At 71.4% G+C, this 13831-nt stretch carries 14 protein-coding genes, 1 tRNA gene and 1 pseudogene; 6 read left to right on the top strand and 10 right to left on the bottom strand.

What is annotated here, in order from left to right; translation table 11 throughout:
• Window positions 1–47: 47 nt before the first annotated feature.
• From ACZ5NH_RS33330 to ACZ5NH_RS33320, 3 genes are read left to right on the top strand one after another with little or no spacing between them, the layout of a single operon-like run.
• Window positions 48–701 (top strand): DUF4956 domain-containing protein, encoded by a 654-nt coding sequence (locus tag ACZ5NH_RS33330; protein WP_388623533.1) that lies wholly within the window; start codon window positions 48–50, stop codon window positions 699–701.
• Window positions 698–1519 carry a polyphosphate polymerase domain-containing protein gene (locus ACZ5NH_RS33325; protein ID WP_468780595.1) on the top strand — a complete coding sequence of 274 codons (822 nt, stop codon included), beginning with the start codon at window positions 698–700 and terminating at the stop codon, window positions 1517–1519. Before ACZ5NH_RS33330 ends, ACZ5NH_RS33325 begins: the two co-directional genes overlap by 4 nt.
• Window positions 1516–2367: a phosphatase PAP2 family protein gene (locus ACZ5NH_RS33320; RefSeq protein ID WP_468780593.1), complete on the top strand. Its 852-nt coding sequence runs from the start codon at window positions 1516–1518 to the stop codon at window positions 2365–2367. Before ACZ5NH_RS33325 ends, ACZ5NH_RS33320 begins: the two co-directional genes overlap by 4 nt.
• A 74-nt stretch (window positions 2368–2441) precedes the next feature.
• Here the strand turns inward: ACZ5NH_RS33320 and ACZ5NH_RS33315 are convergent, their stop codons facing one another.
• The 4 genes from ACZ5NH_RS33315 to ACZ5NH_RS33300 all read right to left on the bottom strand — a co-directional run bounded on the left by ACZ5NH_RS33315 (window position 2442) and on the right by ACZ5NH_RS33300 (window position 5670).
• Window positions 2442–3353, bottom strand: a complete 912-nt coding sequence (locus ACZ5NH_RS33315) for a hypothetical protein (protein ID WP_468780591.1) — start codon at window positions 3351–3353, stop codon at window positions 2442–2444.
• Window positions 3354–3449: 96 nt separating this feature from the next.
• Entirely contained in the window at window positions 3450–4034 is a 585-nt protein-coding gene (locus ACZ5NH_RS33310; RefSeq protein WP_468780589.1) for a hypothetical protein, read from the bottom strand.
• Between the two features lie 226 nt (window positions 4035–4260).
• Entirely contained in the window at window positions 4261–5202 is a 942-nt protein-coding gene (locus ACZ5NH_RS33305; protein ID WP_468780587.1) for a M56 family metallopeptidase, read from the bottom strand.
• 78 nt (window positions 5203–5280) lie between these two features.
• A complete protein-coding gene (locus ACZ5NH_RS33300) occupies window positions 5281–5670 on the bottom strand; it encodes a BlaI/MecI/CopY family transcriptional regulator (protein WP_468780585.1) in 390 nt (129 codons plus the stop codon).
• Between the two features lie 150 nt (window positions 5671–5820).
• Between ACZ5NH_RS33300 and ACZ5NH_RS33295 the strand changes: the two genes are divergently transcribed.
• Window positions 5821–6657: an undecaprenyl-diphosphate phosphatase gene (locus ACZ5NH_RS33295; RefSeq protein WP_451552811.1), complete on the top strand. Its 837-nt coding sequence runs from the start codon at window positions 5821–5823 to the stop codon at window positions 6655–6657.
• A 112-nt stretch (window positions 6658–6769) separates the two neighbouring features.
• On the opposite strand, the gene ACZ5NH_RS33290 is transcribed toward ACZ5NH_RS33295, so the two are convergent.
• Window positions 6770–9424: a WD40/YVTN/BNR-like repeat-containing protein gene (locus ACZ5NH_RS33290; RefSeq protein WP_468780583.1), complete on the bottom strand. Its 2655-nt coding sequence runs from the start codon at window positions 9422–9424 to the stop codon at window positions 6770–6772.
• 364 nt (window positions 9425–9788) lie between these two features.
• On the opposite strand from ACZ5NH_RS33290, the gene ACZ5NH_RS33285 reads away from it, so the two are divergent.
• Window positions 9789–10055: a hypothetical protein gene (locus ACZ5NH_RS33285; protein ID WP_468780581.1), complete on the top strand. Its 267-nt coding sequence runs from the start codon at window positions 9789–9791 to the stop codon at window positions 10053–10055.
• Between the two features lie 65 nt (window positions 10056–10120).
• Here ACZ5NH_RS33285 and ACZ5NH_RS33280 read toward each other — a convergent pair whose 3' ends face one another.
• The 5 genes and pseudogenes from ACZ5NH_RS33280 to ACZ5NH_RS33260 all read right to left on the bottom strand — a co-directional run bounded on the left by ACZ5NH_RS33280 (window position 10121) and on the right by ACZ5NH_RS33260 (window position 12969).
• Complete coding sequence (locus ACZ5NH_RS33280) at window positions 10121–10390, bottom strand: DUF3761 domain-containing protein (protein WP_388623563.1); 270 nt, start codon at window positions 10388–10390, stop codon at window positions 10121–10123.
• Window positions 10391–10565: 175 nt separating this feature from the next.
• Window positions 10566–10747: pseudogene (locus ACZ5NH_RS33275) on the bottom strand (IS110 family transposase); the annotation flags it as partial.
• A 305-nt stretch (window positions 10748–11052) separates the two neighbouring features.
• A tRNA-Pro gene (locus ACZ5NH_RS33270) sits at window positions 11053–11126 on the bottom strand.
• Between the two features lie 74 nt (window positions 11127–11200).
• Window positions 11201–11959, bottom strand: coding sequence for a Pr6Pr family membrane protein (locus tag ACZ5NH_RS33265; protein WP_468780579.1), 759 nt, complete (start codon window positions 11957–11959; stop codon window positions 11201–11203).
• An 86-nt stretch (window positions 11960–12045) separates the two neighbouring features.
• Window positions 12046–12969, bottom strand: coding sequence for a metallophosphoesterase (locus ACZ5NH_RS33260; RefSeq protein WP_468780577.1), 924 nt, complete (start codon window positions 12967–12969; stop codon window positions 12046–12048).
• Window positions 12970–13209: 240 nt separating this feature from the next.
• Here ACZ5NH_RS33260 and ACZ5NH_RS33255 point away from each other — a divergent pair, with 240 nt between their 5' ends.
• Window positions 13210–13677 (top strand): GatB/YqeY domain-containing protein, encoded by a 468-nt coding sequence (locus ACZ5NH_RS33255; protein WP_388623587.1) that lies wholly within the window; start codon window positions 13210–13212, stop codon window positions 13675–13677.
• Window positions 13678–13831: the final 154 nt, after the last annotated feature.

The raw sequence follows: 13831 nt of genomic DNA, 5'->3' as shown, positions 1-13831 counted from the left end.
ACCGCGACCGGTCCGCCGTCCGACGTGCCGGGACGGAAGGGACAGTCATGGACGCACTGGTGCTCGCCGCCAAGGGCATCACCCACCACATCGCCCCCGTCGACCTCCTCACGCGTGGCGGCCTCGACGTCGTCGCCCTGCTGGTCCTGGTCGGCTGGCTGTACCGGCGCCGCCCCAGCGCACCGGCGATGCCGCTGGTCCTGGCCGCGCTGAACATCGGGCTGTTCGCGGCGATGAGCACCATCAGCGCGGGCAAGTTCCCCGCCGGGGTGGGCTTCGGACTGTTCGGCATCCTCTCCCTGGTCCGGCTGCGCAGCGCCGCCTTCACCCTGCGCGATGTCGCCTACACCTTCGTGGCCCTGGTCATCGCCCTGTGCACCGGACTTCCGCAGCGCGACAGCTGGCTCGTGATCGCGCTGGACGCGGTGGTGCTGCTGGCGGTCCTGCTGGTGGACGACCCCCGCGCCTACCAGCCGCCGACCCGCACGGTGAAGCTGACCCTGGACCGGATCTACGACGACCCCGCCCTGATCTCCCAGGACGTCGCCTTCCGCTTCGGCCGGGCTCCGCTCTCGGTCGAGGTCGACGAGGTCGACTACGTCCGCGAGACCACCCGGGTCTCCGCCCAGTACCCCGTCGCAGCGGGCGAGGCGGCCCTTGCCCAGGACAGCGAGCCGCGCGAGCCGGTGACCGTCGCATGAGCTCCTCCCTCGCGGCGGACCTCGGCCTCAGCGCACTGCGCGGCGCCACGCTCGCCGAGGTCGACGCGGCGGCGGCGCTGCAGCACCGCACCGACCGCAAGTACCTGGTCCCCCTCGACCGCGCCCGCGACCTCGTCGCCCGGCTCGCCGACAGCCACCACGTCCTCGACCTGGCCGGCCGTCGTACGACCGGCTACCTCAGCACCTACTTCGACACCGAGCAGCTCGGCGCCTGGCGGGCCCACGTCCAGGGCCGCCGCCGGCGCTGGAAGGTCCGCACCCGCCTGTACGCGGAGGACGGACTGTGCCGGGTGGAGGTGAAGACCAAGGACGGCCGCGGGGCCACCGTCAAGCACGCCCTGAGGATCCCCCATCACGCCTACGGGCGACTGGACGGCGCCGCCGCCGGGTTCGTCGACGGGGTGCTGCGCGCGGCGGACATCCCCGTCACCACCGCGGCCCTGTCCCCGGCCGCCGAGATCCGCTATGTCCGCGCGGCCCTCGCCGACCTGGACCACGGCACGCGCGTCACCCTCGACGGCGCCCTCACCTGCCACCACGGCGACCGCACCGCCGCTCTCGACCCGGGGCACGTCCTCGTGGAGACCAAGGGCGGCACCCGGCCCGCCCCCGCCGACCGGCTCCTGCTGCGCCTGGGCGCCCGGCCCGTCTCCCTCAGCAAGTACGTCGTCGGCCGCTCCCTGCTCACCCCCGGCCTGCCCGACAACGACGTACGCCGGCTCGCCCGCGCCCACTTCACCGCTCTCACCGCCGAGCCGCAGCCCGCACCGCTCCTCGAAAGGACCTCCGCCGCATGAACGTCCTGCGCGGCATCAAATGGCCGTACGCCGTCATCGCGGTGGTCGCCGTGACCGCCGCCTCCTTCGGTCTGCTGCGACCGCAGCTGGCCGCCGCCGGATTCCCCGGGCTGAAGCTCTCGGCGACCGACCGCATCAAGCAGAGCCCGCCCCCGGCCCTCTTCAAGGACGCCGAGATCGCGCCGATCGGCAAGCTGGCCGCCGACCAGCGGACGAAGGCCGACGTCCTCTTCGCCCAGTGGCGGAAGGCGCACGGCACCACCCGCGACGACAAGGCGTTCGCCGCCTGGGCCGCCGCGCAGATCCCCGCACCCCCCACCGTGAAGCAGCGCACCGCCGAACTCCACCAGGTCCAGGCCCTCGCCAAGACCCGTACGGCCGCCGGGAAGAAGGCGGCCACCTGGCTGGAGCTCAACGGCAAGAAGGACGTCTGGAAGCTCTACCTCCACGACCAGAACGAACTCGTCCCCGCCACGAAGGGCACGGCGGAGAAGGCGGAGCTCAAGGCGGCCCTGGGGCTGGCCAAGACGATCAGCGACCGGCTGGCGGCCAAGGACAAGCAGCCGGCCCCGTTCGTCCTGGACCCGACCCTGCGCCCGGACAAGCACATCAAGCCCGGCGCCAAGGGCCCGTACTCCTACCCCTCCCGGCACGCGGCCCGTTCCGCCGCGGCCGTCACCTTCCTCAGCGCCCTCTCCCCGCACCGGGCCGGGGAGTACGAGTGGATGCGGGCCCAGGTCCTCTACTCCCGCCTCTACATGGCCGGTCACGTCACCAGCGACCTGACGGCCGGAACGCTGCTGGGCGATCTGATCGGTGACTACGAACTCGCGATCAGCGGGCACTGACGCACCTGAGCCGCCGAAGGGCGCCTTGGCCACCGCGGTGGCCAAGGCGCCCTTCGGTCGGTTGCCGTGCTCGGTCAGCCGACGCGCAGGGTGAGGGAGGCGGTGTGCAGCCTGCCGCCGGTCTGGAACTGGAGGAACATCCGCCAGTTTCCGGACTGGGGGAACTGGGCGTGGAAGCTCAGCGTCGGCCCGCCGTGGTCACCGTCGACCTCAGTCTCCGGGTGGAGGTGGGCGAAGGCGAGGTCGCCCTGGTGGAACGCGGTCAGGTGGGCGTAGGTGTCGAGATACGGCTGGAGGTCGGTGACCGGCTTGCCGTCCTTGGTGACGGTGGCGGTCAGCTGGTGCGCCATGCCCGCCATCGGATCGCCCTTCACCGTCACGGTGTAACCGTCGACGGTGGCGGTGCCGGACGCCTTCGGCAGGGGGTCGGGCATCGCCATGCCGGACACCTTCACGGTGCGGCTGAGGACGAAGTCCTTGCCCTTGCCGGCGCCGCCGTCAGGGACGAAGGAGGCGTACAGCCGCCAGGTGCCCGGCTGCAGCGTGGCCAGCGGCGCGCTCCAGGTGCCGTCCCCGGCCATGGTGGGGTGCAGGTGCTGGAAGCCGGTGAGGTCGGAGCGGATGGCGTAGAAGTGCATCCGCTTGGTCTGGTCGACGGCGAACCCGGTGACCGGCTTGCCGTCCGGCCCGGTGATGGCGAAGCGGTACGCGCTCGCCTTGCCGGCGGGGACGGTGGCGGCCGTGGAGACCATCTTGTAGCCGTCCTTCGCGGCGGCCAGGCCGTTGCCGGCGGACACGGGCTCCATGCCGGGCATCGAGGCCATGCCGTCGTCCGACGCCGACGGGGACGGCGTGGCGCTGTGGTCCATGCCGGACCCGTGGCCGGAGCCGGAGTCCGAGCCGCAGGCGGCGAGGGTCAGGGTGAGTGCCGCGGTGGCGGCGGCCGCGGCGAGGGCGCGGCGGGATGTGCGGAAACGCTGGGTCATAAATGTGTCTTTCCAGGCGGGCGCCGTGAGGCGGCGCGGCCGAACGTGGGAGAGTCGTGCGGGACCGCGGCGACGAGCCGGATCCCGGGGGTCTCGTCACGTCCGCGCGATGCACACCTGGAGCAGGAGTCGGCGCCCGCCGGCCGGTGGACCCCGGCGACGGGTTCCGTCGGAACCGGGCCGGGCGCACGGCAGCAGGGCTGCGGCCGGGAACACGAGGGCGGCCGCCGCGAGCGCAGGCGCCGGGATCCCGGACCGGGGCGTCGTGGCCAGACACAACGCACCCCGCATGGCCTCGTCCACGCGGGGGGTGGCCGCCTTGGCGGCCGTGGTGGCGGGGCCGCCGCTGCCGCGCGCGGCCTGCGTCGCGGGTGCCGAGTGCATCTTGTCCGTGGGCGCGGTGGCCTTGTCGCCTGCCGCTTTGACGTGGTCGGCGGGGTGCGCGGCTTGCGTCGCGGGTGCCGAGCGCATCGGGTGCGTGTGCGCAGCCGTCGGGGTGGATGCCGATCCCATGACGGCGGTGTCGGCTGTCTGCATGGCCCCGTGGCAGCCACCCGCGGCCGCGGCCGGGCCGCCGTGCATGAGGAACAGCCCGAGCAGCACGGCGACCAGAACGGAGGCCCGCACCGCCTGGCGGATGCGGGCCCCGGCCGTGTCGGCGGCGGGCTGCGCGAGGATCACGGCTCCACCTTACTGGGGCGTACGGGCGGGCACGCGGGAAGCGGGCCGAACGGGGGAGAGGGCTCGACGGTGCTCAGTGCCTGTGCCCGGCGTGCTTCACCCTGCCGGGCTGTATCGATGTGCGGCTCCGCCGCGCGGGCGCGAACAACCCACACACCCGCAGCCGGGAACGGCCCGCACACCAACGGCGCTGCGTCGCAAACGGCCGCACCGCATGAGCCGGCCGTCAGGACGCGCCAACCGTCCGCAGCAGCAGATGGAAGTCATGGGCCGCCTCCGCCGTGGCCAGCGTCGCCGCCGTCAGGACCGCCGCCGTCGCCGCCGTAAGGACTGGGTGGCGGCCCAGCGGCGGAGCCAGCAGCGCGGCGACGCGGCGGGGTACCGGCCCGGCCTTGGCGAGGGGGCTGCGGCGGCCGAGGAAGCCGAGGGCCGCACCGGCGATCCGGGCGAGCGCGGGGGTGCGGTGCGCGGCGAGGGCCGCCTTGCCGACGGTGCGGGCGACCCGCCTGCGGTCACCGGTCGAGGCGGCCGCGTTCTCGTCGGCCCAGCGCTCGATGGTGTAGGTGACCGCGGTGGCGAAGGGGCGCAGGAACGGGTTGGCGGCGGCGCCGAGTTGGGCGAGGGCGACGAAGGCGTAGTGGTGGGCGGTCAGATGGGCGCGTTCATGGGCGAGCAGGATGTCGTGCTCGGACTCCTCCAGGGTGTGCAGCATGCCGGTGGAGACGACGACCCGGCCGGGCAGTCCGGGGATGGCGAAGGCGTCGGGGGCGTCGTCGGGGACGACGACCAGACCGTCCCGGGCGGGCATGCAGGCGGCATCCCACGCGGCGGCGGCCAGTGAACGGGCCCGGCGCCACAGCATCCGTGCCGCCATGAGCACGGCGCCGCCGAGCAGCAGGCCGGCGATCAGCGAGACGGACAGCGCGGCGGGGGCGTCGTGCTGTGCGGTGCCGGCCGACCAGTGGCCCAGGGCGGCGAGTTGCGGGACACGGATCAGTCCGGCCACGGCCAGCAGGCCCAGGGATGTCGTGCTCGCCGCGCCCAGCACCAGGGACGAGGCGGTGAGCAGCCAGGTGGCGAGGCGGGGTTCGCAGCGTTCGGCGAGCGGGCGGGCGCCGAGCGGGGCGATGAGCGAGAGCAGCAGCGGCAGATAGACGGCGACATGCATTCCGAGCGGCCCCTTCCTGTTCCTACCGGTCCTACCGGTCCTACCGGTTGCTGCCGGTCCTACCGGTTCCTGCCGGTCCTACTGGCCGGGGTGCTGGTCGGGGCCGAGCAGCTGGCGCAGCAACTCGGCGTCCGTGTCGGACAGTTCGTCGGCGAACCGGGCGAGGACGGTCTCGCGGTCGGGCCGCTCCTCCAGGACGGTGCGCATCCGGCGGGCGGCGAGCCCGGCGTCGTCGGTGACAGGGGCGTAGGCGTAGGCCCGGCCGCGGGGAGTGCGGCCGAGCAGGCCCTTGGTGTGCATGCGGGTGAGGATCGTGACCACGCTGCTGTACGTCAGCTCGCCCCCGAGCCGCTCGGCGACCTCCCCGGGGGTCAGCGCGCCCTCGGCCCGCTGCAGCAGGCCGAGGAGTTCGGCCTCGCGCACTCCGTTGGCCCGCTTCGGGCCGCGTCCCTGTGTGTGGGCGCCCATGGGTTTGTCGTTCTCCCGCTGATCTTCTACAGTCGTGTAGAACTTCTACGGCCGTGTAAATGCTGCCGTCGTCCGAGTGTGCCATGTGTCCCCGGCCCGGGGACAGGCGGGACGGCGGACGGCGGGGCGGCGAGCCACGAAAGGACCCCGATGAGCGCCATAAGCCTCGGTCAGGCCGTTGTTCTCGGCATCGTCGAGGGGGTGACCGAGTTCCTGCCCGTCTCCTCGACCGGTCATCTGAAGATCACCGAGGGGCTGATGGGCATCCCTGTCGAGGACACCTCGGTCGTCGGGTTCACCGCCGTCATCCAGGTCGGCGCCATCGCCGCCGTGCTGTTCTACTTCTTCAAGGACATCGTGCGGATCGTCTCCGCCTGGGGGCGCGGACTGCGCAACCGTGAGGAGCGCTACCACCACGACTACAAGTTCGCCTGGTGGGTCATCTACGCCACCATCCCGATCGTCGTGGTCGGCCTGGCCGCCAAGAAGCTGGTCGAGGGCCCGCTGGGCTCGCTGTGGGTGGTGGCCGGCTCGCTGATCGTCGGCTCGGCCGTGATGTGGGCGGCCGACCAGATGGGCCGGCACAAGCGCGGCGAGGACGACACGACCTTCAAGGACGCGATGTGGGTCGGCTGCTCCCAGATCCTCGCCCTGCTCTTCCCCGGCTTCTCCCGCTCCGGCGCCACTATGTCCACCGCGCTCGTCCTGGACCTCGACCGCGTCGCCGCCACCCGGCTGTCGTTCTTCCTCGGCATCCCGGCCCTGACCGGCGCGGGCCTGTACGAGCTGAAGGACGCCGTCGGCGCCGGAGTCGGCGTCGTCCCGCTCGCCGTGGGCACCGCCGTCTCCTTCGTGGTCGCCTACGCCTCCATCGCCTGGCTGCTGAAGTTCGTCGCCAAGCACTCCTTCAACGCCTTCGTGATCTACCGCATCGTCATCGGCGTGGGTCTGCTGGGCCTGCTGGCCACCGGGGTGCTGAGCGCCTGACCGGACGGGCCGCCGGCCCGACGGCCGTCAGCGGGCGGACTTCGGTGGGCCAGTCACAGCAAGGGGCCCCGGACCGAGCCGGCGGTCCGGGGCCCCTGCGCTGTCGCCGGTGTTACGGCGTCCGGGTCTTCCAGATGCCGCGGCCGTGCGTGGCCACGTACACCTGGCTGCCGTCCGGGCTCGGCGAGAGGTAGACCGCCGGCGAGGTGGGCAGGTTCGTGCCCAGGCGCGTCCAGTGGCCGGCCGAGGTGCTGGTGAACACGCCCAGGTCGGTGGCGACCACGAGGGTGCCCTTGCCGGTGATCAGCGCCGAGTTGGCCGGGGCGTCCGGGAAGGAGTCCGAGGCCGCGGGGTCACCGCTGACGTCCGTCCAGGTCGTGCCGCCGTCGGTGGTCTTCCAGACGTGGCCGTAGCCGGCGCCGGGGCCCTCGTTCCAGTGCCGCGAGAAGCCGTTGATCACCGCGTAGACCGTCTTGCCGGAGGCGTCGGACGGGTCGATGGCCAGACCGGAGATGTACCGGTTGGGGAAGGCGGCGGGCAGGCTCACCTGGTGCCAGGTGCCGCCGTAGTTGGTGGCGATACCGCGACCGAAGGTGCCGTCGACCTTCGAGCAGGGTCCGCACCAGGCCGCCCACGTCACATGGTCGCGGCTGGCGACCGCCGAGGCGGAGTGGCCGGCGCCCAGGTCGTACATCTTGGTCCAGTCGGCGCCGGAGGTGCTGTTCCAGGTCCTGGTGTTGCCCCAGACGTACTGGCCGCCCGCGACCCACAGGCCGTTCGGGTCGGTCTCGTCCGCGCTGAACGGGGCGATGAAGCGGGCGCCCGGGTCGCCGGGTGCGATGTCGGTGATGACGTCCTCGGAGCCGTCGACGCTCGCGGTGTAGCCGCAGTTGTTCGTGATCTGCAGCGCGAGGTCGACGTACTCGCCGACCGCCTGGCAGCCGTTGTCCGGGTTGACCAGCTGGTCGCCGCCGTCACCGCCGAACGGGGAGACCATCTCGCCGTCCGGGTTGAGCTGCTGCCCCTGGTACGTGGCGCCCTTGGGCGCGAGCAGCGAGACGCCGTTGTCCTGCAGGCCGCCCCAGACGGCGTCGCCGCTGCCGTCGGTCGTCCTGCCCGCGCGCACGGAGTAGTACTGGAGGTCGCGGAGGGTGCCGGACTCGTTGAGGTTGCGCCAGCCGGCGGTCGTCTGCGCGGTCGGACGGGCGTAGGCACCGCCGTCGTTGCCGACGAACACCTCCGGCGTGCTGCCCTTCCACTGCGAGAAGGCGAGGGCGTGCTGGTCGGAGTGCATCACGTCGCCGTCGCAGGAGTTCGCGGCCGGGTCGTACGAGAAGCACTTCATGCCGAAGTTCCAGTACCGGCCGATCGCCTTCCAGGTGGCGCCGCCGTCCCGGGACTCGAACATCTCCTCAAGGCCCAGGTAGACATGGTTCGGGTCGCTCGGATCCACCGCGATGACCTGGTCGTACCAGGCCTGGGAGCCGGGCTGGTAGCCGGAGCCGATCGCGTTGATCTTCATCGCGGAACCACTCGCCGACAGCGAGGAGGAGGTCGCGATCTGCTGGAACGAGCCGCTGGCGTTGCCGCTCCGGCTGACGTACACGCCGGCGAGCACCGAGTACACGCCGGAGCCGGACGTCTTGTTGAGGAGTTTGGGGGACTCCATCGAGACGTACAGCCTGCTGCCGTCGGCCGCGTAGGCGAAGGCGGCGTTGCCGATCTCGGCGGGGTTGATCGCGCCGGTCGGGTTGGACCGCTTCCAGGTGGTGCCGGCGTCGTCGGAGTAGTAGAAGCCGTTGTAGTCGGCGCCGCTGCGCCAGGCCACGTTGGCCAGCAGCTCCTTGCCGTCGCTGCCGGGCTGTACGGCGATGTCGTTGGCGATGTCCGCGTAGTGGCTGTCCACCCCGCAGGCCACGCCGCTGATGCCGACGCCCGCGCACGGGGCGAGGACCTTGGACCAGGCGGCGTCCTGCCCGGCCGACAGCGGGCGCCGGAAGACGCCGTGCGAGGAGGCCGCGAAGACGTAACCGGCGGCCTTGTCGAAGGTCAGGGTGTGGACGGAGCTGCTGTCCAGCTCGGTGCCGCCCACCTTGTCGCTCTCGCTGAAGCTGCCGCTGACCGGGTCGGCGAGCCGGTAGACGCCGCTGCCGAGGTAGTTGTCGGAGGCGGTGGTCGCCTCACCGGTGGCCAGCCACAGCGAGCCGTCGGGCGCGACCGCGAGGGCGCCCACGGACAGGGCGGGCAGCCGGTCGGCGATCGGCGTCCAGGTCTTGCCGTTGTCGGCGGACCGGAACACACCCCCGCCCGCGGCACCCGCGTACACGACCCCCTGATGCGTCGGATCGGTGGCCAGGGCGGCGATACGACCGGCCGAATGCCCCGCGCCACCCCCGGAGTTGGAGGCGGACCGGTCGCGGTAGTGCAGTGCGTCCTCGTTGTACGGCGAGGTGGTGACCTCGCTCCAACTGCCCGACCCGACCGGCATGTTCTTGATGTGCGCCCAGGCGCCGGCGTACGCGCCCGGCGCGATCTGCGCGCTGGGTGAGAGCCTCGGCTCGTTGAACGAGTCGAGGGACTCCATCAGTTCATGGGACTCCTGGCCCGCCACGTCATGGCGGCCGGTTCCCGAGTCGCTGTCCACTCCGTATGCGGCGACGGGTCCCGTCCCCGCTATCAGAAGCGCGGCGGCGACGACGGCGAAAGCCGACCGCCCACCACCCTCCGTCCCGCGGCGCGATCTGCGCCGTGCGGAATACACACGCATGGACTGTCTCCGGCTTCTTCGGCGTAAGTGGCAGCCGCCCCTACGGCCGCACTTGATCTCCTACTGCCGAGCGCCGGAACGCTACTCCTGTGCCCTCCCCCAACCACAGGGGTTTACAGCGACTTTATAGCCCAACAAACGTAACGATTGTGAAAAACCGCCCCGCTGGCCATTCCACCCTTCCGGAGCGGGAGCACGCCTCATTGCTTGCAGCGCAGGGGGCCGGTTCTCCGTTACTCCGACACGGAGTGGTCGTGGACGATCACCAGGGTCCACGGTGGTTCCCCGCACGATGTGCAGGCGGGCAGGCCTCGACTGAGATTCCGTGCAGGTGCCCGCGCCGTGTCCATGGAATCCTGCCCCGATGAAGAGACGCGTGCAGTTCACCGAGCAGGTGGTGCGGTTCCGTGACTACATGCCGACCGCAGATCGGGAGAAGTTCCTGCGGCTCGTCGACAGGATCGCAGCCGATCCTGAAGGCGCCGACAGTCACCTCGCCTACAGGACCGACACTGTTACGCGCGCGGCCTGGGAGGACCAGGTAATGGTCCACTACGTCGTGACCAGCTTCTTTGTGGTCATCATCGAGGCTGACATCTACGACGCCTCGCGTGGCTTCAACGAGGTGTAGTCGGCCACGAGAGGGCCCTGACCGCCAGTCAGGGCCCTCGTGTTACGCACCGTGTGGGCGGCGGCCTACTTGAACCAGTAGCGGACGCCGTGGTGGTGGGAGCAAGTGCCCTGCGAGTGCCGCGAGTAGGACAGCGTGGCATCCACGCACTTCGCGGTCTCGTACTTGTCCTTGGGCTTTTGGTGGTGCGTCCAGCCACACACGCCCGTGGTGTGGTGGACGCAGTGGTGGGCGGTGTTGGTGGACGGCAACGTCACCGCAGACGCGGTGGGTGCGCTGAAGAAGACGCCGGCCACGGCGACAGCCACAGCCGAGGCGGCAAGACGAGCACGCAAAGGGACCCCCCCTTTTGAATCGAGCAAGTGCAGAGGGGACTCTATACGGGTTTCAACTGATCAGTGACTCTTATCGGACTATCCAACAGTGGTGAGCCGCTGGGTCTGGACCAGGCGCGTCCACGTCTCGTTGCAGGCGATTGAGCAGACGGACCCGGCCGGCAGTCAGCTCTCAGCGGTGGGTCGTGAGCAGTGCCAGTTCAGCGGCCAGGTGTGTGGGGACGTCGACGGGGGCGAAGTCCCGTCGCGGACGGGCGGCGTCGGCGATGACATAGGCGTCGCGGGCGTCGGTCTTGGCCTCGCCCGGTAGGCGGCGGACATGCGGGTGACCGTTCGGCCGGGCACGTAGACGATCTGTTCGCCGTGGCCGACAGCAGTTCGAAGATCAGGGATGGGATCGGCTCGCCGCCGAGGACAGGTGGGAGGAACACGGGCGAGGGAGTTGCGGCCCAGCTTCGCGGCCATGCTGTCCGACCGGGGGCATCCCGCTGGAAGAGGTCTCGCGACTCGGTCGGTCATGGACGGGATCTTCGGCGCTGATCCACAGCGGCCGTAGCCACGCGGGAATCCCTCAGAAATCGATAGTCACGCAGATGGACACGCAGCAAAGCCAGAGGACCCTCACCAAATCGGTAAGGGCCCTCTGACCTGCTACTTGGCTGTCGGGGTGGCGGGATTTGAACCCACGACCTCTTCGTCCCGAACGAAGCGCGCTGCCAAGCTGCGCTACACCCCGGCGTCGCTGCAGTCCTGCTTCTCGCGGCGACGACGTTTACTTTAGCCCACCGGTGGCTGTAGACGAAATCCGGTTTAGACGCGGCGGCGGACCGGGCTGGGGCGGGTGTGGTCCAGGGCCACGAGGAGGACGGCGAGGGCGTACATCGCGAGGCCCAGGAGGAGGGCGTTGGCCAGGATGCTGCGGTAGCCGTGGGTCGCCACGTCCAGGAAGGGATAGAGGTAGCGGGCCGGGTTCGTGGGGGCGAGGAAGGCCGCTCGGATCAGGTAGAAGGCCAGGTAGGCCAGAGGGTAGAGAAGCCAGCCGGCCGCCTGGCGGAGGTGCAGACGGGCGGCGGGTGTCAGCAGCAGCCAGTCCAGCACGGCCGCCACCGGTGTCAGCGTGTGCAGGATCTGGAGGGTCGCCCATGAGCCGTGCCAGCGCTCCGGGAGCGTCGTCGCGCCGGTCATGGAGAACGGGGGCGTCGTGTGGGCCAGCAGCAGGTGGTAGACGAGCGCCGAGATCACGACGTAGAGGAGTGCGGCGCCTGTCACGGCGGAGGACAGGGGGCGGCGGGCGCGCCAGGCCCTCGATGCCGACATGAGCATGGCGATGGCCAGCAGGAGGGCGGCCTGGACGCCGAAGTAGCTCAGGATGCGGGCCGGGGCGCCGAGCAGGAGCTCCAGGGCCACGCCTCCCGCCGCCACCAGGGCGGTCAGGAGGCGGAAGAGCGCGACCATGGGGCGGCGGATCGGCGCCACCACAGCCGTGGCCGGGACCGGGGAGGGCAGCAGCAGGGGCGGGCCCGGCACCGCGGGCAGGTCCGGGATGTCCCTGGGTATCGGGGCGGTCATGCCCTCACGCTAGGAGCGGGGGAGGGGTGCGGCCATTCGGCTTGGCCCGGGTGGGTTACGACCCCGGGCGGGTTACGGCCGGACCGCTACCGCCCCACCAACGTCAGCAGCGTCGCCTCCGGTGGGCATGCGAAGCGGACAGGGGTGTAGCGGTTGGTGCCGCAGCCCGCCGAGACGTGGAGGTAGGAGGTGTGGCCGTCCGCCGTGTGGGTGGACAGGCCCTTCACGCGGTCCGTGTCCAGGTCGCAGTTGGTGACCAGCGCGCCGTGGAACGGGATGCACAGCTGGCCGCCGTGCGTGTGGCCGGCCAGGATCAGGGGGTAGCCGTCCGCTGCGTACGCGTCCAGCACCCGCAGATACGGCGCATGCACCACGCCCATCGAGAAGTCGTACGGCGCCGAGGGACCGCCGGCCACCCGGGCGTAGCGGTCGCGCTTGATGTGGGGGTCGTCGAGGCCCGTCAGCTCGATCGAGACGCCCTCGATCTTCAGGACACCCCGGGTGTTCGTCAGGTTCAGCCAGCCCGCCTCGTCGAAGCCGTCGCGCAGGTCCTCCCACGGGTTGTGGATGACGCCGACCGCCGGCGGGTTGCCGTTCAGGCCGTGCCGGCCGCTCGCCTTCTCCAGCAAGTAGCGGGCGGGGTTGCGGAGTTTGGGGCCGTAGTAGTCGTTGGATCCGAAGACGTACGCGCCCGGGAACTCCATCAGGGGGCCCAGGGCGTCCAGCACCATGGGCACGCCCTCGGGGTCCGACAGGTTGTCGCCCGTGTTGATCACGAAGTCCGGGCGCAGGCCCGCCAGCGACTGCAGCCACCGCTGCTTCTTGCGCTGGCCGCTCACCATGTGGATGTCGGAGACCTGGAGCACGCGCAGCGGACGCATGCCCGGCGGGAGGACCGGGACCGTCACCCGTCGGAGGCGGAAGGAGCGGGCCTCGAAGCCCGCCGCGTACGCCAGACCGGCGGCGCCTGCCGCCATGATTCCCAGGGGTACTCCGTATCGCGCGCGCATGCGTCCATCGTGTCAGACGCACGGACGCCGACGAGACCGGCCGTCTCCCGATCAACAGACGTCGCTCTTGAGTCCACAGACGTCCCCCGTGAGTCAACGGGCGTTCCCCCTGACCCGACAGGCGTTCCCCTTGACTCGACGGGTGTTCCCCCTGACCCGACAGGCGTTCCCCTTGACTCGACGGGTGTTCCCCCTAAATCAACGGGCGTTCACGGCCGCACACCTGAGACAATCGATCCCATGACCACCACGCTCAAGTCGAAGCTGCACGACGACCTCAACGCCGCGATCAAGGAGCGCGACGAGCTCCGCTCCTCGACGCTCCGGCTGACGCTCGCCGCGATCACCAAGGAGGAGGTCGCGGGCAAGGAGAAGCGGGAGCTCTCCGACGACGAGATCCTCAAGGTGATCACCCGAGAGGCGAAGAAGCGCCGGGAGGCGGCCGAGGCCTTCGCGCAGGGTGGTCGTGCCGAGTCGGCCGAGCGGGAGAAGGCGGAGGGCGAGGTGCTCGCCGAGTACCTGCCCAAGCAGCTGTCCGACGACGAGCTGAACGCGATCGTCGCCCAGGCCGTGGATGAGGCCAGGGCGGCCGGCGCCGAGGGGCCGCGGGCCATGGGTGCCGTCATGAAGATCGTGAACCCGAAGGTGGCCGGCCAGGCCGAGGGCGGCCGGGTGGCCGCCGCGGTGAAGAAGCTCCTCCAGGGCTGACCCCGGGCACCACGGGCGCCGGCGCATCGCGGGCACACCGAACGGGCAGATACGGCGGCGGGGGGGGGGGGGGGGGGGGGGGGGGGGGGGGGGGGGGGGGGGGGGGGGGGGGGGGGGGGGGGGGGGGGGGGGGGGGGGGGGGGGGGGGGGGGGG

The sequence above is a fragment of the Streptomyces sp. NPDC031426 genome, from assembly GCF_055581585.1.
Note: the sequence above shows the minus strand (reverse complement) of the source record. Positions and strands in the feature narration are given on the sequence as shown.